Below are 20,319 nucleotides of genomic sequence, written 5' to 3' on the forward strand. Positions count from 1 at the left end.
TGTGGCTTCCCAATACTAAATAGCTGGAGAACACCCCTCGGACGACGCCTGGAGTGCTGACAATAAAGGGGATAACCCCATGACAATTTCGCTGAAAGCCGTCCCGCAAGGACCCTGTGACGACTTATCCTTTTCATACGATACAGTGAAGATGCGCTTTATGACTCACAGGTCACTCAATTTTGTGCGGTTTATGCAAAACCTTTGAACAATTGAGCCGTAAAAACGACAACGGCCCACCCTGTTTCCAGAGCGGGCCGCGGTGTTGTCACGCTGAAATCACATTTTGCTGAACAGGCTCAACTGGGAAATTTTAACGAAGGCCAGCTGTGAAGCCTGCAACATGGTCTGCTGCAGCGTCAGATTGATCGCCGCCTCTCCCATGTCGACGTTAGCCAGGTCACTCATGGTGCTGGTGTTGGCCAGACCGACGCTGGTGTTTTCGCCGGACTGAATATCCAGGGCGTTCCCCCGCGCACCGATGTCACCGCGCACGTTAGTGATCTGGGACATTGAGTTGGCCAAGTTGCTGATGGAGGCATCCAGCACGTCCTTGAGCTTGACCGTCGCCGCCGGATTACCGTCGGCCGGCAGCTCCAGTGCCTTGCGCAATTGGCCGAGGGTGTCCAGCGCATTCTGCGTTTTCTGGGTATTGGCACCGACGGAAAACTGATCGCCCGCTTGTGGCGTACCGCCGCTGATGTCAAACGTCACCCCGGCCGCCGTCAAGGTCGTACCACCACCGGTATCACCGGTGGCAATGGTTTTGCTAGCGGCCGTGTAGGGTTGGGCGTACACCTCGTAGGCGGTCGCGCTGGTGAACTTGATCAGCGCCCCGCTGTTGCTCGGGAACGTGCTGGCATAGTCCGTCTGGTTGGACACGGTGGCACCGTTCAATTGCGCAGTAGACGTGTTGCTTGGCGTGCGCGAGATACTGAACGTATCCGGCTTGGCTTCCAGGCTGAACGAGCGATCCTTGACCAGCGCATCGGAGTTGGCGCCCGGGGCAACATCCCCGAGGCCCATGGTGATGTCGAACTTCACCCCACGCAGTGCCACGCTGGTGCTGCCTTCCTTGGTGGCATCGAAGGTGCCGTTACCCGCAATCTCCGAGGTCACGTCAGTGCCGTTCTTATCGGACACCTTGTATTGGGTGCTGCTGGTAAAGGTCAGCTTGTACGGCTGGCCGTCGGCGAACTTGTTGGAGTAGTCGGCGCTTGAAGTCACCAAGCCGGCCGACAGCGCAACCTTGTTGTCATTGACCGTCGGCGGCACCGTCTGAGGCACAGGGGCAAGCCATGTGGCCTGGGTGCGACTGGTGTTGGCGGCGCCCTCCAGAATGGTCTTGCCGGTATCACCGGCGCTGATCTTCAACGTATTGGAGACTTGCAGGGTCAGCGGCGTTTCATCGCCTTGATAACTGTAAGTGCCGTCATTGTTGCGGCTGTAGGGCGGGGTCTGGGTCTTGGAACCGGAAAACAAGTAGTTGCCGGAAGAGTCCTTGCTGTTGAGCATGCCCAGGACCTGATCCTCGATCGCCCCGACTTCACTGGCAATCGAGCGGCGATCGGCATCGCTGATCGAGCCGCCGGCACGCAGGGCCAACTGAGTGGCGCGCTGCAAGGCATCGTTGATCGAGCTGAGCACGCTTTCTTCGTTGGTCAGGGAGTTTTTCAGGCTGGTGATATTGCCATTGAACTGACCCAGCATGTCTTTCTGCTGTTGCAACAACAACAAACGGGCGGCCGCCACCGGATCATCCGCGGCGGTTTGCACACGCACACCGGAACTGGCCTGATCCTGGGCCTTCACCACACTGGAATAGTTATCCGTATACTTGGCGGAGCTGGTTTCGAAATACTGCTGTGTAGAAATTCGCATCGTCCCAGACTCCCTTAAAGACTATTGATCAGCGTAGTGAAGGTTTCTTGCGCAGCCTTGATGATCTGCGACGACGCGGTGTAGTACTGCTGGAACTTGATCATGTCGCCCGCCTCTTCATCCAGGTTGACCTGGGACACCGAGTTGCGTGCGTTTTTGTTGGCCGTCAACAACGCGCCGGTGGCCGTGGTGTCAGTAGTGGCCGAGGCGGCCTTGGCCCCCACGGTGGACACCAGGCGGCTGTTGGCCGCGACCAGGCTCACCCCGCCCCCGCTGCCATCGGCCAGACCGACCGAGGCCTTGGTCTGCAGATTGAGCAGTTCCTGGGCATTTCGGTTGTCCGACCTGCCGGAGGCATTGAACGAGAACGTGGTGCTGTCGCCATCGGTCGGCGAGCCGCCGACGGTCGTATCGAAACCGAAGCTCGCGGCCGGTACGACGAGCGCACCACTGGCATCGCGCATCGGTACGTTGACGGTGATCTTGTTACCCTGGCCCGGCACAATCGTGCCGCTGCCTATCGAGTTGCCCTGAGCATCGTTGAGCGTGTAGGCCTGGGTACCGTCGGCTGCCGGCTTGCCGAAGACCATCTTCACCGGCATTGAGTGTTCAATCCCGGCGCGCAGTTGAGCGGTAGTCGCACCGCCATGAATGTCGATCGGCAGCGTCAGGCTCGGTGGTGTGAAAGTGCCAGTCCCCTGATTGGTTTTACTGCTTTCGCCCAGTAAAGGCCCGGCAAACGCGATTTTATTGGAGTCCGTCATATCGGTGCCGATATTGGTGGCGCCAGTCGCGGTGGGGCTGACCTTGAAGCTATCGCCCGCCGCCATCGCCCCCTTGCCATCCAACGCCAAGGTGAACCCATCGATCACCGGCGGCGGCGTGGTGGTGACGTCGAACGCGCCCATGGCCTTGCCGTCGGAACGCACCACGGTGTAATTGTTGGCGCTGCTGAAGGTGACCTTATAGTCATAGGTCGACAGCTTGCTGGTATCGGCGATGCTCACATTCAGGTTGCCAGCACTGCTGTTACCAACGGCGCCCTGGCTGCGCTGGGCAATCGCTGTCGCGCTGTTGATGTCCTTGAACAGCGAGGTGCCGAAGTCGCCATTCAGGTCCAGGCCTTGGCCCAACTGATTGTTGACCGTATCGGCCGTCGCCAGAGCGATACGCCCCAGATCATTGATGGCCGGCATCAGCGCATCACTGCGATAACGCAGCAACCCGCCGATGCTGCCGCCGGACAGCACGTTGCCCAGGTCCACAGAGGTCCCGCCGCCCACGTTCAACTCAATGGTGTACTGGCTGGTGTCGCTCTTGCTCGGCACGGCGGAAATGCTGTTGGACTGGTCGCCCAGCACCAGGGACTGGCCCGAGCCGGTGCTGACACTGAACACACCGTTCTTTTCACTGGTGGTCACCCCCACCAGCTCATTGAGCGAGCGCACGGCTTCATTACGCGCATCCAGCAAATTGGCCGGCGCAGTGTTGGTCGAGCCCTGGACCTGACTGATCTGCTTGTTGAGCGAGGCAATCGAGGAGGTCAACTGATTGACCTGATCACTCATGGTGCTCAACTGGCCGTTGATCGACTCTTTCTGCTGGTTCAACTGGGAGGAGATCGAGTTGAACCGGTTGCTCAGGGTCTGCGCGCTGGTCAGCAGCACCTGCCGGGCGGCCGTGTCACTGGGGTTGGCGGCCGCGGTCTGCACCGCGGAGAAGAATGCACTGAGTACCGAGGACATGCCGGTGGTCTTGTCCGACAAGGTCTTGTCGACAGCACTGACCTGATCGGCATAAGCCTTAGCATCGCTGTTGAGCGACGTGCTGTTCTGGTAGGCCGCGTCCAGGAATTCGTTATAAACCCGGCGCACATCCGCCAACGTCGTGCCACTGCCGATGAACACACCGCCGTACTGGTTCGAAGCGCTGGCGCTCTGAGTGGTCTGCTGACGCGAGTAGCCTGCGGTATTGGCGTTGGCGATGTTGTTACTTAAGACCGACAACGATCCTTGAGCGGCGTTTAGCCCCGACATCCCGATATTGAGCAAACTCATGATTCAGACCTTATAAATGAGTGGTCGCGCCCGCGGCAGCGTAGTTCTGGTAGCTGTTCATCGTTTTGGCAATCTGCGAAATCTTGCTGGCGTAATCCGGATCGGTGGCATAGCCGGCTTTTTGCAACTCGCGCACAAACTGTTCCGGGTTGTCGGCTGACTTCACAACTTCTTTATAGCGATCATTGCTTTGCAACAACGTCACTAGGTCATGGAAGCTGTCCTGGTAGGAATCGTAGGAACGGAACTGCGCCGTTTCCTTGACCATCGCGCCATCGCGAAACTCGCTGGTGATCGCGCGGGCCTGGCCGCCCTGCCAGCTCTGGCCGGCCTTGATACCGAACAGGTTGTGGCTGCTGCTGCCGTCGTCGGCGCGCATCACCGACTTGCCCCAACCGGTTTCCAGGGCGGCCTGGGCCACCAGGTACTTCGGATCGACACCGATACGCGCCGCGGCAGCCTTGGCCATCGGCAACATGGTGGCGACAAATTCGTCCTGGGAACTGAAGGCTTTCTTCGCCGGGGCCAACGGCGGCTGGGCCACGGCGCGGCCGTAGACCTGCATGCGGCCGCTGGGCACGGCAAAACTGCGTGCGCTGCTGTTGATCACGTTGTCATCGGCGACGCTGTTACGCAGTGGCGCGCGGTTGGCATCGATCGCGACCGGCGCGCTCGGCACGATGCCGGCGAGCAGTCGATCGGTCAGTTTGCTCGGCAAGGCGAGGCGGCGCTGGTTCATCAGAGCCACGTCGTTGGTGTGAGCGCTGGCGCCTTCGGGGACAGCCACGCGGTAGGCCCACAGTGGGCGCTGGCCATTGGAGCGGCCCAGCGGCCCGGTCGCCTGGGTGCCGGCGGCGATTTCCGTCGGTACGTCGACTTTCTTCACCGGCTCAGCCGCCGCCGGGCCCTGCAAGGTGGCCGCCTGGGCGTCCACCGGCTTGTTCTTCTGCATCTGACGCATCAGCACGTCGGCCAGGCCGATACCACCGCCTTCGCGGGACATCGAGACAGCCAACTGCTGGTCGTACATTTCCTGGTACTGCTTGGCGGCCGGAGTGTTCAGCGGATTGTCCTTGCCCAGGGCGTCGGTGGCCGAGCGCATCGACTTGAGCATCTCGCTGAGGAACAGCGACTCGAACTCCTGCGCCACTTTGCGCATGTTGCCGTCGCTGTTCTTGTCGGCGCCGACCTTGAGCTGGTTAAGCCGGTTCAGGTCGGAATAAGACCCCGAGTCCGCCGTGCTGCTGATCCCGCTGTTGCGCATATCCATGGCCATGGCCTCAGATCACAATCAGGTCGGCTTGCAAGGCGCCGGCCTGTTTCAATGCTTCGAGGATCGCCATCAAGTCGCCGGGCGCCGCGCCCACCTGGTTCACCGCGCGGACAATCTCGTCCAGGGTGGTGCCGGGGCCGAACTTGAACATTGGCTTGGCTTCTTGCTGGGCGTTCACCCGCGAGCGCGGTACCACGGCGGTCTGGCCATTGGACAACGGCCCAGGCTGGCTGACGATCGGGTCTTCGGTAATGGTCACGGTCAGGCTGCCGTGGGTCACCGCGGCCGGCGACACTTTGACGTTCTGGCCGATCACGATAGTGCCGGTGCGCGAGTTGATAATGACCTTGGCCACTGCCTGACCGGGGTCGACCTCGAGGTTTTCCAGGATCGACAGGTAATCCACGCGCTGGCTTGGGTCCAGCGGCGCAGTGACCCGGATCGAGCCGCCGTCGATGGCCTGGGCGACGCCAGGGCCGAGCATGTCGTTGATCTTGTCGACCACGCGCTTGGCGGTGGTGAAGTCGGAACGGTTGAGGTTCAGGGTCAGGCTGTTGCCCTGGTTGAAGCCGCTGGGCACGGTGCGTTCAACCGTGGCGCCGCCAGGGATGCGCCCGGCTGATGGCACGTTCACCGTAATCTTCGAACCGTCGCGACCTTCGGCGTCAAACCCGCCCACCACCAGGTTGCCCTGGGCGATGGCGTAGACGTTGCCGTCGATACCTTTGAGCGGCGTCATCAACAGGGTACCGCCGCGCAGGCTTTTCGAGTTACCGATGGACGACACGGTAATGTCCACCACCTGACCCGGCTTGGAGAACGCCGGCAAGTCGGCACTGATGGACACGGCCGCGACGTTTTTCAGTTGCACGGTGCCCGAGCCCGACGGCACCTTGATGCCGAACTGCGAGAGCATGTTGTTGAAGGTCTGCAGGGTGAACGGGGTCTGGGTGGTCTGGTCACCCGTACCGTTAAGCCCGACCACCAGGCCGTAGCCGATCAACTGGTTAGAACGCACGCCGGAAATGCTGGCGATGTCTTTCAGGCGTTCAGCCTGGGCGACTGCGCTCAGCGACAGCAACAGTGCCGCCGCCATCAGCTGTTTGAATTTCAAAGTGGCCACCTAGAAAGGGAACAGCGGGCTAAGGAAGAAACGGTCGAACCAGCCCGGCTGACTCGCATCAGCAAACGAACCCGTACCCGAGTAGGTAATGCGCGCATCGGCAATACGCGTCGAAGGCACCGTGTTGTCGGTGGCAATGTCATCGGCACGGACCATGCCGGCGATGCGTACCAGCTCGTCACCACTGTTGAGGGTCATCCACTTCTCACCGCGCACGGCGATGATGCCGTTGGGCAATACATCGGCCACTGTCACGGTGATCGAACCGGTCAGGCTGTTGTTCTGCCCAGCGGAGCTTTTGCCGTTGGTGGCGCGGTCACCGCTGTAGCCGGCGCTCAAACTCAAGTCGCCACTGCCCAAGGGGTTGTTGGTGTTCGGCACGGCACCAAACAACGAGGTCAGGCCAATACCGGTCTTGCTGGTCTTGCCCACCTGCGAGTTGGCGTTCTTGCTGGCCGTGGTCTTCTCGTTGAGGGTGATGGTGATGATGTCACCGACCCGGAACGCCTTGCGGTCGCCGTACAGGTTCTGTTCGAAACCGGCCTGGTAGATCGAGCCGTTATTGGCCGCCGCCGGCAGCGGTGTGCGTGGCAACACCGGCGCGTAGTACGGGTCATTGGGTTTTGGCGTCGGGGCGACACAGCCCGCGAGCACGGCAATCCCACTCAATGCCAGAACGGAAACATAGCGATTCATGACCCTAACCTCACGGTGTTGCAGGCGCCCTCAGGAGCGCCCCATAGACTTGATTACAGATTCTGCGTAACGAACGAAAGCATCTGGTCGGCGGTGGAAATCACCTTGGAGTTCATCTCGTAGGCGCGTTGAGTGGTGATCATGTTGACCATCTCTTCCACCGTGCTGACGTTGGAGGTTTCCAGGGTGCTTTGCAGCGTGGTGCCGAAGCCGTTCAAGCCCGGGGTGCCGATTTGCGGCGCGCCACTGGAGGCGGTTTCCAGGAACAGGTTGCCGCCGATGGCTTGCAGGCCGGCCGGGTTGATGAAGTCGGCGGTTTGCAGGTTGCCGATCACTTGCGACGCCGGGTTGCCCGCCACGGTGATGGACACGGTGCCATCGTTGCCGACGGTGAAGGTCTGGGCATTGGCCGGCACGATAATGGCCGGTTCCAGGGCGAAACCGTTGGACGTGACGATCTGGCCGTTGGAGTCCAGGTGGAAAGAACCATCACGAGAGTAGGACGTCGTTCCGTCTGGTTGCAGGATCTGGAAGAACCCTTTGCCGTTGATCGCCATATCCAGAGGCTGACCGGTTTGCTGCAGGTTACCGGCCGTGAAGTTCTTCTGGGTGCCGACGATCTTCACACCGGTACCCAATTGCAGGCCCGACGGCAGTTCGCTGTCCTGGGTCGACTGGGCGCCTGGCTGGCGCTTGATCTGATAGAGCAGGTCCTGGAACTCGGCGCGATCACGTTTGAAGCCCGTGGTCGAAACGTTCGCCAGGTTGTTGGAGATGGTGGTCAGGTTGGTGTCCTGGGCGGACAGACCTGTTTTGGCAACCCATAGAGCCGGAAGCATGCTGTTCTCCTTCGTGCGCCTGTTTGTTGGCGCTGCGCCGCAAAATTAGTATTCAGTGAAACCGCTATCAGCTCATCGCCAGAACGCGGGTCATGGCCTGGTCGTCTTCTTTAGCGCTGTTCATCATCTTGATGTGCAGCTCGAACTGCTTGGAAAGCGCCAGCACCGCGGTCATTTCTTCCACCGCATTGACGTTGCTCGCCTGCAGGAACCCCGAGGTCAGCTTGACGTTCGCGTCGGCCTGGGCCGGCTGGCCGTCCTTGGTGTGGATGGTGCCGTCCAGGCCTTTGGTCATGTTCTTGAGGTCGGGCTGGACCAGCTTGATCCGGTCCACTTCAGCCATCACCCGCGGGCCTTCACCCATTGCGCGGATGCTGACGGTGCCGTCGGCACCTACTTCGATCTTCTGCTGCGGCGGCACGGCGATCGGACCACCGTTGCCCATGATCGGCATGCCATTGCCGGCCCGCAGCACGCCGAGCGCATCCACATTCATGCTGGCGCTGCGCACGTAGGCTTCGCCGCCATCGGGGGTTTGCACGGCCATCCAACCGTCACCGCTGACCGCCACATCGAGGTCACGACCGGTTTCGATCATGGCACCCGGAGAGAAGTCGGTGGCAGGCCGCTCGGTCATGGCAAACGCCCGCGCCGGAAAGCTGTCACCGAACACCGGCATCGAGCGCGCCTGCTCAAGGTCACGCTGGAAGCCGTTGGTGGAAATGTTCGCCAGATTGTTGGCATGGGCCTTCTGCGCCAGAGCATTCTGGCTGGCGCCGGTCATTGCCACGTAAAGGTACTTGTCCACGCTCTATCCTCTTTCTGACGGACGCTTGCCGCCCACCGCTGTACTGATGAGGCTTAAGCAATTTGCGAACCAACTTTCAAAAAGTGCAGAAAGCCCAGGCGGGGCAAGGGTTTGCGGCAAGGCGTGAAAAAAGGCAGGCCCAGGCGGAGTCGAAAAAACGGCGGAGTTATGCCGCAGACGGCAACGCTTGGTGTCCCGCAGGCTTTTCCCGGCGCTCAAGCGCTACGCATGGGTGGAGCGCGGAGCACGCCGAACCGCTGAAACACTTGGCAAGCCACTGGGCACTTGCCCTCCCCGTTGGCCACCTCGAAACGACGGGGCCGAGGTTTTGTTGTCCGACCATTACAAGCGCCAAAAAAACCATATGCCTGACGGCCCCGTAAATGCGTGAGTACATATGTAGCTGGCTTGTTTTTTATAAAACCCCGACAAAGCCAACTCCAAACAAGAATAGTCCGATAGCTTTTTACATTTACTGATCAAAACCCACTTGGCGTTCAAATACAGCACCCGTAACTTCGGTGCGACGCAAAGCGGTCACGACTACTTTCCGATCATTCGCACCTTATCAACTTATTATTTTCCAAGGATACTGAAATGCCTGGTATTGATAATGCACCCCATACGCACATGACGACAACTTGGCAAAAACAATTTTCTTATAACGAAATTCTAGACCGGTTCGAGCCATTAAGCAGCCTATCACCCGAACAACGGCGCGAGTTGGAGATACACCCGGAGCTGAATCCTAACAATAAAGAATACTGGGAAAGCCGAGCTGGGGAATACGATGCCGGGACACTGCCGCCCTGTTGCGACCTAGACCCGACGACCTCGGCGTTCCTGGAGCTGCTGGACAACATCCCCGGCAGGACCATCGAGACCGGCCTGGGCGTGTCCGCCAACGATGTACGCAGCGGCAAGTTTGGAGCGTTATCGCACAGCGCACTCAGGGAACTGGAAAAACTGGATAAGAACCAAAACTACCAATTGGTCTCTCGCGTTAAAGAGGAGAATGACTCAATAAGCGGATCATTGGCATGGTTCCCTGAAAACGGCGGCAGCCCCATTGAAATCGAAAGTTCTACAGAGGGGACGGTATTTCCGCCCAATGGCTCAGCGTTGCTTGAACATATCGACTTATCAATGCTTATACCCACCTATAACAACGAAGGGATTTCTGCCAACGAACTGAGATCCGGAAAGTACGGGCGTCTTCCTCCGGAGATCAATCAGAGCCTTGAAAAACTGCAGAACCATAAAGACTACGCACTGACCACACTCTTTTCCCCCCCACCCAATGAAGCGCCTTACATGGCCTGGGTTGAGAAAGAAACAGATGACACCGTGCTCATCCATCAAGATCCAAGCTACGCGATGTATTGACGCCGCCGTGTCACCCCTCGCAGAAAACCCTGGACATGGCGTCTATCGAGCAGCGTGTTCAGGGGTTTTGCCCTCCTTGCCCAAACCATAATCTCGCAACTTGTTGGCAATCGTTGTATGGGAGACGCCCAAGCGCTTGCCCAACTGCCGACTGCTGGGATGTTCGGCATACAGACTTTCCAGCACGGCCTTTTCAAACCGGCCGACGATGGCTTCCAGGCCGCCCTCCAGAGAGAAATCGCCAAGCGGCTGACGCACGCCATAGTCCGGCAGACGAATGTGTTCAGCCTTGACCGTCCCGCCCTCACACAGCGACACCGCCTGGAACAGGACGTTTTCCAGCTGCCGTACATTGCCCGGCCAGTGGTAATGGCTGAGTCGCTCCATGGCCGCCGAAGCCAGTTTGGGCAACGGGCAGCCGATCTGCCGGCTGGCTTGATCGAGGAAGTGTTCCACCAGCGGCACCAGGCCATCGAGGCATTCGCGCAGCGGCGGGATATGCAGCGACAGCACGTTCAGGCGGTGATAAAGGTCCTGACGGAATTCGCCCCGCGCGCAGAGTTCCGAGAGGTCCACCTGGGTTGCGCAGATCACCCGCACATCCAGGTACACCTCTTCATCGCTGCCGACTCGGCGAAAGCAACCGTCCTGCAGGAACCGCAGCAACTTCACCTGCAGGCGTGCGCTCATTTCCCCGACGCCATCAAGAAATAGCGTACCGCCCGCCGTCAGCTCCAGCAGCCCCAGCTTGCCCTCGGCCCGTGCCCCTTCAAAAGCGCCGGGGCCGTAGCCGAACAGCTCGGTCTCGGCCATCGACTCCGGCAAACCGGCACAATTGAGCGCCATCAACGGCGATTGGCCACGAGGGCTGGCCAAGTGACAGGCGCGGGCAAGCAGCTCCTTGCCGGTGCCGGTTTCGCCTTCTATTAGTAGCGGCGCATCCAGCGGCGCCATGCGTCGGGCCTCACGGACCACGGCAGCCATGACCTTGGAACTCTGGAAGATGCTGTCGAAGCCACGCAGCTCCTGCTTGCGCACATTGTAGATGCGCTCACCGACGCGGTCGGCACGGTGCAGGGTCAACACTGCGCCGGCCATGGCTTCGCTGTCGTCGTGTTCGGCGGATTGCAACGGCGCGATGTCCGCCAGGAATACGTCACCCTTGACCTTGACCCGCAGGCCATTGATCCGCGATTTGCTCGCGCGCACCAGTTCCGGCAAGTCGAAATCCTCGGCGTAACGCGACAGCGGGATGCCCGGCACCTCGTCCACCCGCACCCCGAGCAACTGCGCGGCCGCGCGGTTAGCGGCGACGATCGAGCCGCCCATGTCGATGGACAGCACCGGAAACTCCAGGGCCCCGAGCAACGCATTGAGCTCCATGTGCCGACGTTCGCTGGGCATGAGCCCCACACGCTTTACGCCAAACACCCCGGCAATCGCCTCGAACTGCGGGCGCAACGCCTGGAATTGCATGTTCACCAGATTCGGACAGAACAGGTAGATGGCATTGCCATGCTCACCGCCGACCTCGCCCTTGGCGACGTTGACGCCGTACTCCACCAACAGGTTGAGAATGTCCCGCAGGATGCCGATGCGGTTCTGGCAATGCACTTTGATACGCATGAAAAGGCCCGAAGAAGGGTAGGCGCCGCGTCTTTTTGTCGCTGGGCGCAGATAGTCGTCAAGATTATGTGACAGTCAGCCGTCTTTTCACAGCCCAACACATCAATGAACGGCCATTCCGTAACGAATACTTTACGAATATCGGTAAATTTTCCTACGGTCCCCTTGCGCAGGCCGCTGGAATCTCACCCCAATCGGGTTATCAATACGTACATCGCAGGACATAACAAGAACGAATGCCTAGCAGGAGAGCCGTATGAAGCAGACGCACTACGTGGCCCGCGAGCCCGATGCGCAAGGTTTTATCCACTACCCGCCGGAAGAACACGCGGTGTGGAACACCCTGATCACACGCCAGTTGAAGGTGATCGAGGGCCGGGCCTGCCAGGAATACCTGGACGGCATCGACAAGCTCGGCCTGCCCCTGGACCGCATCCCGCAACTGAGCGAAATCAACACGGTGCTGGCCGAGACCACCGGCTGGCAAGTCGCCCGCGTGCCGGCGCTGATCCCCTTCCAGACGTTCTTTGAGTTACTCGCCAACAAGCAGTTTCCGGTGGCGACTTTTATTCGCACCCGCGAAGAACTGGACTACCTGCAAGAGCCGGATATTTTCCACGAGATCTTCGGCCACTGCCCGCTGCTGACCAATCCCTGGTTCGCCGAATTCACCCACACCTACGGCAAGCTCGGCCTCGCGGCCACCAAAGAGCAGCGCGTGTACCTGGCGCGCCTGTACTGGATGACCATCGAGTTTGGCCTGGTGGATACGCCCGCAGGCCGGCGCATCTACGGTGGCGGTATTTTGTCGTCGCCCAAGGAAACGGTGTACAGCCTGTCGTCCGAACCCGAGCACCAGGCCTTCGACCCGCTGGAGGCGATGCGTACACCGTATCGCATCGACATCCTGCAACCGCTATATTTTGTCTTGCCCGAGCTCAAGCGCCTGTTCGATGTCGCCCAGGAAGACATCATGGGCATGGTCGAGCGCGGCATGCAGTTGGGTCTGCACGCACCGAAGTTCCCACCCAAACCCAAAGCGGCGTGAACCGTAGGTTTTGATACCAGGTGAATCTGTTCCCTGGCTCCGCGTTGCTTTAGGGTGACGCCACTGACGACCGTTTTCCAGACACTCGAATTCAGGACACCCCACATGACCACCTTGAACCAAGCCCACTGCGAAGCCTGCCGCGCCGATGCCCCGCAAGTCAGCGATGAAGAACTGCCGGTGCTGCTCAAGCAGATCCCCGACTGGAACATCGAAGTCCGCGATGGCGTCATGCAACTGGAAAAGGTTTTCCTGTTCAAGAACTTCAAGTTCGCCCTGGCCTTTACCAACGCCATGGGCGCCATTTCCGAAGCCGAAGGTCACCACCCTGGCCTGCTCACCGAGTGGGGCAAGGTCACGGTGACCTGGTGGAGCCACTCCATCAAAGGCCTGCACCGCAACGACTTCATCATGGCCGCGCGCACCGACGAAGTGGCCAAGGATGCCGAGGGCCGCAAATAATGCACTTCGATGCGATTGGCCGCGTGCCCGGCGACCCGATCCTCGGGCTGATGGACCTGTATGCCCAGGATGCCAACCCGAACAAGTTCGACCTCGGCGTGGGCGTGTACAAGGACGACCAGGGGCTGACACCGATCCTCCCTTCCGTGAAACTCGCCGAGCAGCGCCTGGTGGAGCAGCAAACCACCAAGACCTACATTGGCGGCCACGGCGACGCTGCGTTCGGCAGATTGATCAGCGAACTGGTGCTCGGCGCCGAGTCCACGCTGCTGCGCGCACACTGTGCCGGTGCGACCCAGACTCCAGGCGGCACCGGCGCCCTGCGCCTGAGCGCCGACTTTATCGCCCACAGCCTGCCCGGCCGCGGCGTATGGCTGAGCAACCCGACCTGGCCGATCCACGAAAGCATCTTCGCCAAGGCCGGGATCAAGGTCAGTCACTACCCTTACGTCGGCGCGGACAATCACCTGGATGTGAGCGCGATGCTGGCGACCTTATCCACGGTGCCCGAGGGCGACGTGGTGCTGCTGCACGCCTGCTGCCATAACCCGACCGGTTTCGACCTGTCCCAGGCTGACTGGCGCCAGGTCCTGCAGATCGTGCGCGAACGCCACCTGCTGCCGCTGATCGACTTCGCCTACCAGGGCTTTGGCGACGGCCTGGAGCAGGATGCCTGGGCGGTTCGCCTGTTCGCGAGCGAGCTGCCGGAAGTGTTGATCACCAGCTCCTGCTCGAAGAACTTCGGCCTGTATAGCGACCGTGTCGGCGCGCTGATCGTGTGTGCGGCGGATGCCGAAAAGCTGACGGATGTGCGCAGCCAGTTGGCGAATATCGCGCGCAACCTGTGGTCGACTCCGCCGGATCACGGCGCGGCAGTCGTCGCGACGATCCTCGGCGATGCCAAGCTGAAGGCACAGTGGAGCGACGAAGTAGAAGCCATGCGCTCGCGCATCGCACAGTTACGCGCCGGGCTGGTGGAGGCGCTCGCGCCACACGGGCTGGCCGAACGCTTTGCACATATCGGCGCACAACGTGGGATGTTTTCCTATACCGGCTTGAGCGCCGAACAGGTCAAGCAACTGCGCGAGAAACACAGCGTGTATATGGTCAGTTCGGGGCGAGCCAACGTCGCGGGGATCGATGCGACGCGATTGACGCTGCTGGCGCAAGCCATTGCAGACGTTTCGCACACTTAACCGAAGAAATGCAAAGCCCAATGTGGGAGGGGGCTTGCTCCCGATAGCAATGGATCAGTCGCCAAATACAGTGACTGACACTGCGCGATCGCGAGCAAGCCCGCTCCCACTTGTTGGGCCGAGCCAGGCCTTAACCCGCGACCATCTCCGATTTCAGCTGCGCCTCTTTAGCCTGCGCATCCGCCAACCGATACAACTCGATATGCCCGTCCCAGTGCTCGATCAACGCCGAGCACGACTCCACCCAATCCCCGCAGTTGAGGTAATCCACCTCGCCCACCTTGCGAATCTCCGCATGGTGAATATGCCCGCACACCACCCCATGCAATTCGCGCCGGGTCACTTCATGGGCGATGGCTTCTTCGAAATCGCTGATAAAGCTCACCGCCGTCTTCACCTTGTGCTTCAGATACGCCGACAGCGACCAGTAACCGTAGCCATACCGCGCACGCCAGTGATTCAACCAACGGTTCAACGTCAGGGTGAACTCGTAGGCCGAGTCGCCGAGGAACGCCAGCCAGCGGTGATAGCGCGTGATCACATCGAACTGGTCGCCGTGGATCACCAGGAGATGGCGGCCATCGGCGGTGACATGGATGGCTTCGTCCACCAACTGGATGTTGCCCAGGATCAGCTTGGAGTAGCGACGCAGGAACTCGTCGTGATTGCCGGTGACATAGATCACCTCGGTACCGCGCTTGGCCATGGTCAACAGGCGGCGGATCACGTTGGTATGGGCCTGGGGCCAATACATGCCGCCGCGCAGTTTCCAGCCGTCGATGATATCGCCCACCAGGTACACCTTGTCGGCGTGGTAGCCCTTGAGAAATTGCGCCAAGTGTTCGGCCTGGCAATCCCGAGTGCCCAGATGTACATCGGAAATCCACAGGGTACGAACCCGTTGCTTGCGGCTGGGTGTAGCGAATTCGGCACGGGTCATGGGCATCCCTCGACGGTGTTTTCGCGAGCTTGCGCCCTGGCGATTAATAGCCCATGACAGCTGTGCGTCAGTCTGATGACAGCGCCCGCCGACGGCGAAGCGTTGTAGACTGGCAACCTGCTGCCCAGGAGAGCGCGATGAGAGCGTCCCTCACGCTACGCCACTACATCGAAGCACCCATTGCCCACAGCCATGACCATGCGCAGTTGGTCTTCGGCCTGTCCGGGCACCTGGACCTTGAAGTGGAGGGGCGCGGCAGCCAGGTCCGCGAGAGCAGCGTGATGGTGTTGCCCTTCTCGGCCCACCACACCTGCGGCAGTCGCGATGGCAGCCGATGCCTGGTGCTGGACGTGCCCACCGAACACTGGGTGCTGCAATCGTTGGGCGAGCATGCCGATGCCAGCCGCCGCCTGCTCGACCAACCGGCGCGTCTGGCCCTGGATTCGCGGCAAAGCCAGTTGGTGCAATGGCTGGCGCACAGCCCGGTGGACGACCCGCTGATCGTCCAGCAAGGCGCGGTACTGCTGCTGGCCAGCCTCAATCATCCGCTGCCCCCCAGCGTGCCGGGCCGCCGCCTGCCCTATGCCGCGTTCAATGCACATATCGAACGGCACGCCGCCCATCCTCTGCAAGTCGCGGACCTGGCACGCCTCGCCGACCTGTCGGTAGCGCGCCTGCATGCCCGTTTCATCGCCGAGTGCGGGCAGACGCCCATGGACTTCATCCGCAGTCGCCGCCTGCATAAGGCCTTGGGCCTGTTAAGGGAAACGCCGTTGCCCATCGGCGAAATTGCCGAGCGCGTCGGCTATGCCTCGCAAAGCGCGTTTGCGGCAGCGATGCTGCGCGAATTCGGCGCCGCGCCCAGCGCGCTGCGGCGCACCACAAAATAGCGAGTCCTGCGCTAAAAATCGCCAGTCGGGCGACAGACACTCACGCCCCCAACCTCTAGACTGCGCGCCTGTCACCCCGTTGGTTCAAGGATCCCAATGACTCCCCGCTCAGCCCTCGGCGCCCTGCATATCGGCGCATTGATGTTTGGCCTCACCGGCGTATTCGGCAAACTGGCGGCCGCCTCGCCGACCATCATCGTGTTCGGCCGTGCCGCGTTTGCGGTGATTGCCCTGGCGATCTTTGCGCGGTTCGCCAGCAATGCGCCGTGGAAACAGCTGCAGATGCGCGACTGGCGCCGACTGATGATCAGCGGTGTATTGCTGGCGGCGCACTGGGTAACGTTCTTCATCGCGGTCAAAGTCGCCGGCGTGGCCGTCGCCACCCTGGGGTTTACCGCGTTCCCGGCGTTTACCGTGATCCTCGAAGGCTTGATCTTCCGCGAGCGCATCCGCGCCAACGAAGTGCTGCTGGTGGCCCTGGTCACGGTGGGCCTGGTGCTGGTGACACCGGACTTCAACCTCGCCAGCCAAGCCACGGGCGGCCTGCTCTGGGGCATCGCCTCGGGGTTGCTGTTCTCCCTGCTGTCACTGAATAACCGCGCCAGCTCCGGGCGGGTTCCAGCGGTACAGGCGGCGCTGTGCCAGAACGTGGTGGTCGCGCTGTGCCTGCTGCCCGTGGCGGCGCCGGGGCTGGCGGATGTGCGCGCGCTCGACTGGCTGTGGATCGGCCTGCTCGGTGTGTTCTGTACCGGCCTGGCCCACAGCCTGTTTGTCGCCAGCCTCGCGGTGATCAAGGCCCGCACCGCCTCGGTGGTGTTCGCCATGGAACCGGTCTACGGCATCACCGTCGCCTGGCTGCTGTTTGCCGAAACCCCGACCTTGCGCATGCTGCTGGGCGGCGCGCTGATCATCGTCGCCATCGTGCTTTCCGGCCTGCTGGGCAGCGCCAGCCAGGCCAAACAGCCGGCTGCAACGGCCTGATCTATACTCTGCCCATCCGCAACAGTGTGTCGTCGTCGACGGATAAAGACTTCTCGACGACAGCCAGGGTGTTTAACGGTGCTGCAAGCGAGTGGTCACGCCATTAACGCTATGCAGGAGTTGCATCATGGAAACACTTATCAGCTTGCTGGTTCAGATCATCAGCGGTGCCGTCGGCGGTAATCTGGCGGGGATGACCAAGCAGAGCCTGGGCACCGGGCTCAATACCTTCCTCGGCGGTGTCGGCGGCCTGGTGCTGGGCCAGCTCGTCTCGGCGCTGACGGGCACATCCGGCGGCGAAGCCATGGATGTGGCGACGGTCGGCAGCAACATCGTCGGCGGTGGCGTCGGCGGCCTGGTGCTGACGTGGGTCGTCGGTTTCATCAAGAGCAAGATGGCCGCCAAGTAGGGGCGCATCGCCCGGTCACCGCCCCTGTGCGGCGGTGACCTTCACGCCTTGCGATCGTTGTGCCCCAGGTCGCGCTGCGGGTCGATCTGGTCGCGCACGCGCTGCTTGAGCACCTTGGCCTCCGGAAAGCCGCCATCGGCCTTGCGCTCCCAGATCTGCACACCGTCGCAGGTGATGCGAAAAGCGCCGCCGGTAGCCGGTTCCAGCGCCACTTTGCCCAGGTCGTCGGCAAAGGTACTCAACAGTTCCTGGGCCAACCATGCGGCGCGCAACAGCCACTGGCACTGGGTGCAATAGGTGATGACGATCTCGGGTTTATTCGGCGACATAATTTGACAGGTTCCTGGCGTAACGGGCTGGGAGGGTCGGGTGGCTATAATACCGGCCTTTATCGTCCAGCCCCGAGATTCATGATGCGCCGCCTGTTGTCCTGCCTGTTGCTGTGCCTGCTGCCCCTTCTTGCCGAGGCGGTTGAAACCCCACGCCCGAAAATCGGCCTGGTGCTGTCCGGCGGCGCCGCGCGCGGGCTGGCCCACATCGGCGTGCTCAAGGCCCTGGAGGAACAAGGGATTCATATCGATGCAATTGCCGGCACCAGCATGGGCGCGGTGATCGGCGGGTTGTACGCGTCGGGCTACAAGATTGATGAGCTGGAAAAGCTCGCACTGGGTATCGATTGGCAGCAGGCACTCTCCGATGCGCCACCCCGGGAGGACGTGCCGTTTCGCCGCAAGCAGGACGACCGGGACTTCCTGGTCAAGCAGAAACTCAGTTTCCGCGACGATGGCAGCCTCGGCCTGCCGCTGGGCGTCATCCAGGGCCAGAACCTCGCGCTGCTGCTGGAAAGCATGTTTGCCCACAGCAGCAACACGCGAAATTTCGACAAGCTGCCGATCCCCTTTCGCGCCGTCGCAACCGATATCACCACCGGCGAAAAAGTGGTGTTCAGCAAAGGCCATCTGCCCCAGGTGATCCGCGCCAGCATGTCGATCCCGGCCGTGTTCGCGCCAGTGGAACTCGACGGCCGACTGCTGGTGGACGGCGGCATGACCGATAACATCCCGCTGGACGTGGCGCGGGAGATGGGCGTCGACATCGCCATCGTGGTGGACATCGGCACGCCGCTGCGCTCGCGCAAGCAACTGGCCACGGTGGTGGACGTGCTCAACCAGTCCATCACCCTGATGACCCGGCGCAATTCCGAAGAACAACTCAAGGCCCTGCACCCCAAGGATGTGCTGATCCAGCCGCCTCTGGCCGCCTACGGCGTCACCGACTTCGGCCGCGCCAAGGACATGATCGACGCCGGCTACCGCGCCACCCGCGCCCTCGATGTGCGCCTGGCCCACCTGCGTCCCGCCGAGCCGATCGACCCGGAACTGGTGGCCGCGCGCGCGCCGGGCGAACGGACTCCGATCATCACTGCGATCAGCGTGGAGAACGACTCGAAAGTCAGCGACGACGTGATCCGCTATTACATCCACCAAGCCCTCGGCGAGCCGCTGAACCTGAGCCGCCTGCAAGTGGACATGGGCACCTTGTATGGCCTGGATTACTTTGAACAGGTGCAATACCGCGTGGTGAAAAAAGGCCACGACAACACCCTGGTGATCAGCGCACGCGGCAAACGCAGCGGCACCGACTACCTGCGCCTGGGCCTGAACCTGTCGGACGACATGCGTGGCGACAGCGCCTTCAACCTCGGCGCCAGCTACCGCATGAATGGCATCAACCGCCTCGGCGCGGAATGGCTGACGCGGGTGCAGATCGGCGATCGGCAAGAGCTGTACAGCGAGTTCTACCAACCGATGGACACCGGCTCGCGCTATTTCGTCGCCCCTTACCTCAAGGCCCAGGCGCAGAATGTCGAACTGATTCTGGACAACGACCCCATCTCCGAATACCGCCTGGAACGCTACGGTTTCGGCCTGAACGTCGGGCGCCAGATCGGCAACAGTGGCGAGCTGCGTTTCGGCGTCGGCGAAGCCTGGGGCAAGGCGGATGTACGCATCGGCGACCGCGACCTGCCAAGCGTGAGCTTCAGCGAAGGCTTCTACGAACTGAAGTACTCCTTCGACTCCCTGGACAACGTGTACTTCCCCCACACCGGCGAAGACATCGGCCTGGCTTGGCGCGAATTCGAACCGGGGCTGGGGTCCGATCAACGCTACCGGCAATGGGAATTCAAGCTGGACAAGGCCATGAGCCACGGCCCGGACACACTCGTACTGGGCGGCCGCTACGGACGCACCATGGACAATACGGACGTGGTGATATCCAGCTTCCTACTGGGCGGCGCACGGCAGCTGTCGGGCTTCCGCCAGGACGCGATCTCGGGGCAGAACGTCAGCTTGATGCGCGCCGTGTACTACCGCCGCCTGACGCCGCGCTCATACTTGCCGTTGGATTTCCCGCTGTACCTGGGCGCGTCGCTGGAACGCGGAAGAGCGTGGAACAACGACAATGAGTTCGACAGCGGTTATATCAACGCCGCGAGTATTTTCCTGGGCTTCGACACACCGTTGGGGCCGCTGAATTTCAGCTACGGGTTCAACGATGACAATCAGCAGGCGGTGTACCTGAACCTCGGCCAGACCTTCTGAAACGCTGACCGTAAAAACCAAGATGGGAGCTGGCTGGCTTGCGATGGCGGTATTTCAGTCGCCAGATCAATTGACTGAATGTCCGTTATCGCAGGCAAGCC

18 protein-coding genes are annotated in these 20,319 nt (G+C 61.1%); 8 read left to right on the forward strand and 10 right to left on the reverse strand.

Annotation, left to right across the window (positions count from 1 at the left end):
- Positions 1 to 279 precede the first annotated feature (279 nt).
- The 7 genes from LQ249_RS22595 to LQ249_RS22625 all read right to left on the reverse strand — a co-directional run bounded on the left by LQ249_RS22595 (position 280) and on the right by LQ249_RS22625 (position 8,677).
- Positions 280 to 1,881 (reverse strand): flagellar hook-associated protein 3, encoded by a 1,602-nt coding sequence (locus LQ249_RS22595; RefSeq protein ID WP_108524695.1) that lies wholly within the window; start codon positions 1,879 to 1,881, stop codon positions 280 to 282.
- A gap of 14 nt (positions 1,882 to 1,895) precedes the next feature.
- A complete protein-coding gene (gene flgK / locus LQ249_RS22600) occupies positions 1,896 to 3,938 on the reverse strand; it encodes a flagellar hook-associated protein FlgK (RefSeq protein ID WP_232565920.1) in 2,043 nt (680 codons plus the stop codon).
- A 10-nt stretch (positions 3,939 to 3,948) separates the two neighbouring features.
- Positions 3,949 to 5,214, reverse strand: a complete 1,266-nt coding sequence (gene flgJ, locus LQ249_RS22605; RefSeq protein ID WP_046382509.1) for a flagellar assembly peptidoglycan hydrolase FlgJ — start codon at positions 5,212 to 5,214, stop codon at positions 3,949 to 3,951.
- A 4-nt stretch (positions 5,215 to 5,218) separates the two neighbouring features.
- A complete protein-coding gene (locus tag LQ249_RS22610; protein WP_164887039.1) occupies positions 5,219 to 6,307 on the reverse strand; it encodes a flagellar basal body P-ring protein FlgI in 1,089 nt (362 codons plus the stop codon).
- 27 nt (positions 6,308 to 6,334) lie between these two features.
- On the reverse strand, positions 6,335 to 7,030 hold the full coding sequence (gene flgH, locus LQ249_RS22615) for a flagellar basal body L-ring protein FlgH (protein ID WP_046382507.1): 696 nt from the start codon (positions 7,028 to 7,030) through the stop codon (positions 6,335 to 6,337).
- 53 nt (positions 7,031 to 7,083) lie between these two features.
- Positions 7,084 to 7,869: a flagellar basal-body rod protein FlgG gene (gene flgG / locus LQ249_RS22620; protein ID WP_046382506.1), complete on the reverse strand. Its 786-nt coding sequence runs from the start codon at positions 7,867 to 7,869 to the stop codon at positions 7,084 to 7,086.
- A 67-nt stretch (positions 7,870 to 7,936) separates the two neighbouring features.
- Positions 7,937 to 8,677 carry a flagellar basal body rod protein FlgF gene (locus LQ249_RS22625; RefSeq protein WP_026139820.1) on the reverse strand — a complete coding sequence of 247 codons (741 nt, stop codon included), beginning with the start codon at positions 8,675 to 8,677 and terminating at the stop codon, positions 7,937 to 7,939.
- 597 nt (positions 8,678 to 9,274) lie between these two features.
- Here LQ249_RS22625 and LQ249_RS22630 point away from each other — a divergent pair.
- Positions 9,275 to 10,063, forward strand: a complete 789-nt coding sequence (locus tag LQ249_RS22630; protein ID WP_177030439.1) for a hypothetical protein — start codon at positions 9,275 to 9,277, stop codon at positions 10,061 to 10,063.
- 42 nt (positions 10,064 to 10,105) lie between these two features.
- Here the strand turns inward: LQ249_RS22630 and LQ249_RS22635 are convergent, their stop codons facing one another.
- Positions 10,106 to 11,689, reverse strand: coding sequence for a sigma-54-dependent transcriptional regulator (locus LQ249_RS22635; protein WP_177030440.1), 1,584 nt, complete (start codon positions 11,687 to 11,689; stop codon positions 10,106 to 10,108).
- A gap of 256 nt (positions 11,690 to 11,945) precedes the next feature.
- Between LQ249_RS22635 and phhA the strand changes: the two genes are divergently transcribed.
- The 3 genes from phhA (at position 11,946) to LQ249_RS22650 (ending at position 14,395) form a co-directional block, all read left to right on the forward strand.
- The gene (gene phhA, locus LQ249_RS22640) at positions 11,946 to 12,737 is read left to right on the forward strand and encodes a phenylalanine 4-monooxygenase (protein WP_046382503.1); all 792 of its coding nucleotides are present in this window, start codon (positions 11,946 to 11,948) and stop codon (positions 12,735 to 12,737) included.
- Between the two features lie 105 nt (positions 12,738 to 12,842).
- Positions 12,843 to 13,199: a 4a-hydroxytetrahydrobiopterin dehydratase gene (locus LQ249_RS22645; protein WP_017845357.1), complete on the forward strand. Its 357-nt coding sequence runs from the start codon at positions 12,843 to 12,845 to the stop codon at positions 13,197 to 13,199.
- The gene (locus tag LQ249_RS22650) at positions 13,199 to 14,395 is read left to right on the forward strand and encodes an amino acid aminotransferase (protein ID WP_442962246.1); all 1,197 of its coding nucleotides are present in this window, start codon (positions 13,199 to 13,201) and stop codon (positions 14,393 to 14,395) included. The genes LQ249_RS22645 and LQ249_RS22650 overlap by 1 nt, the downstream gene beginning before the upstream one ends.
- Before the next feature lie 130 nt (positions 14,396 to 14,525).
- Here the strand turns inward: LQ249_RS22650 and LQ249_RS22655 are convergent, their stop codons facing one another.
- Complete coding sequence (locus LQ249_RS22655; RefSeq protein ID WP_057003858.1) at positions 14,526 to 15,335, reverse strand: UDP-2,3-diacylglucosamine diphosphatase; 810 nt, start codon at positions 15,333 to 15,335, stop codon at positions 14,526 to 14,528.
- A 137-nt stretch (positions 15,336 to 15,472) separates the two neighbouring features.
- On the opposite strand from LQ249_RS22655, the gene LQ249_RS22660 reads away from it, so the two are divergent.
- The 3 genes from LQ249_RS22660 to LQ249_RS22670 all read left to right on the forward strand — a co-directional run bounded on the left by LQ249_RS22660 (position 15,473) and on the right by LQ249_RS22670 (position 17,615).
- Complete coding sequence (locus tag LQ249_RS22660; protein ID WP_057003857.1) at positions 15,473 to 16,225, forward strand: AraC family transcriptional regulator; 753 nt, start codon at positions 15,473 to 15,475, stop codon at positions 16,223 to 16,225.
- Positions 16,226 to 16,321: 96 nt separating this feature from the next.
- Positions 16,322 to 17,206 carry a DMT family transporter gene (locus LQ249_RS22665; RefSeq protein ID WP_169881315.1) on the forward strand — a complete coding sequence of 295 codons (885 nt, stop codon included), beginning with the start codon at positions 16,322 to 16,324 and terminating at the stop codon, positions 17,204 to 17,206.
- Between the two features lie 127 nt (positions 17,207 to 17,333).
- On the forward strand, positions 17,334 to 17,615 hold the full coding sequence (locus LQ249_RS22670; protein WP_046488286.1) for a hypothetical protein: 282 nt from the start codon (positions 17,334 to 17,336) through the stop codon (positions 17,613 to 17,615).
- A gap of 41 nt (positions 17,616 to 17,656) precedes the next feature.
- Here the strand turns inward: LQ249_RS22670 and LQ249_RS22675 are convergent, their stop codons facing one another.
- A complete protein-coding gene (locus LQ249_RS22675; RefSeq protein WP_017845351.1) occupies positions 17,657 to 17,944 on the reverse strand; it encodes a SelT/SelW/SelH family protein in 288 nt (95 codons plus the stop codon).
- Positions 17,945 to 18,028: 84 nt separating this feature from the next.
- Here LQ249_RS22675 and LQ249_RS22680 point away from each other — a divergent pair, with 84 nt between their 5' ends.
- Positions 18,029 to 20,218 carry a patatin-like phospholipase family protein gene (locus LQ249_RS22680; RefSeq protein ID WP_057003856.1) on the forward strand — a complete coding sequence of 730 codons (2,190 nt, stop codon included), beginning with the start codon at positions 18,029 to 18,031 and terminating at the stop codon, positions 20,216 to 20,218.
- The last annotated feature ends 101 nt before the right edge of the window (positions 20,219 to 20,319 follow it).

Source organism: Pseudomonas sp. 7-41, assembly GCF_021233075.1.
GTDB lineage: Bacteria > Pseudomonadota > Gammaproteobacteria > Pseudomonadales > Pseudomonadaceae > Aquipseudomonas > Aquipseudomonas veronii.

Excerpts from the sequence above, each read along its gene's own strand:
- LQ249_RS22595 (WP_108524695.1), bottom strand. The coding sequence starts at position 1,881 with ATGCGAATTTCTACACAGCAGTATTTCGAAACCAGCTCCGCCAAGTAT.
- flgK (WP_232565920.1), bottom strand. The coding sequence starts at position 3,938 with ATGAGTTTGCTCAATATCGGGATGTCGGGGCTAAACGCCGCTCAAGGA.
- flgJ (WP_046382509.1), bottom strand. The coding sequence starts at position 5,214 with ATGGCCATGGATATGCGCAACAGCGGGATCAGCAGCACGGCGGACTCG.
- LQ249_RS22610 (WP_164887039.1), bottom strand. The coding sequence starts at position 6,307 with ATGGCGGCGGCACTGTTGCTGTCGCTGAGCGCAGTCGCCCAGGCTGAA.
- flgH (WP_046382507.1), bottom strand. The coding sequence starts at position 7,030 with ATGAATCGCTATGTTTCCGTTCTGGCATTGAGTGGGATTGCCGTGCTC.
- flgG (WP_046382506.1), bottom strand. The coding sequence starts at position 7,869 with ATGCTTCCGGCTCTATGGGTTGCCAAAACAGGTCTGTCCGCCCAGGAC.
- LQ249_RS22630 (WP_177030439.1), top strand. The coding sequence starts at position 9,275 with ATGCCTGGTATTGATAATGCACCCCATACGCACATGACGACAACTTGG.
- LQ249_RS22635 (WP_177030440.1), bottom strand. The coding sequence starts at position 11,689 with ATGCGTATCAAAGTGCATTGCCAGAACCGCATCGGCATCCTGCGGGAC.
- phhA (WP_046382503.1), top strand. The coding sequence starts at position 11,946 with ATGAAGCAGACGCACTACGTGGCCCGCGAGCCCGATGCGCAAGGTTTT.
- LQ249_RS22645 (WP_017845357.1), top strand. The coding sequence starts at position 12,843 with ATGACCACCTTGAACCAAGCCCACTGCGAAGCCTGCCGCGCCGATGCC.
- LQ249_RS22650 (WP_442962246.1), top strand. The coding sequence starts at position 13,199 with ATGCACTTCGATGCGATTGGCCGCGTGCCCGGCGACCCGATCCTCGGG.
- LQ249_RS22655 (WP_057003858.1), bottom strand. The coding sequence starts at position 15,335 with ATGACCCGTGCCGAATTCGCTACACCCAGCCGCAAGCAACGGGTTCGT.
- LQ249_RS22660 (WP_057003857.1), top strand. The coding sequence starts at position 15,473 with ATGAGAGCGTCCCTCACGCTACGCCACTACATCGAAGCACCCATTGCC.
- LQ249_RS22665 (WP_169881315.1), top strand. The coding sequence starts at position 16,322 with ATGACTCCCCGCTCAGCCCTCGGCGCCCTGCATATCGGCGCATTGATG.
- LQ249_RS22670 (WP_046488286.1), top strand. The coding sequence starts at position 17,334 with ATGGAAACACTTATCAGCTTGCTGGTTCAGATCATCAGCGGTGCCGTC.
- LQ249_RS22675 (WP_017845351.1), bottom strand. The coding sequence starts at position 17,944 with ATGTCGCCGAATAAACCCGAGATCGTCATCACCTATTGCACCCAGTGC.
- LQ249_RS22680 (WP_057003856.1), top strand. The coding sequence starts at position 18,029 with ATGCGCCGCCTGTTGTCCTGCCTGTTGCTGTGCCTGCTGCCCCTTCTT.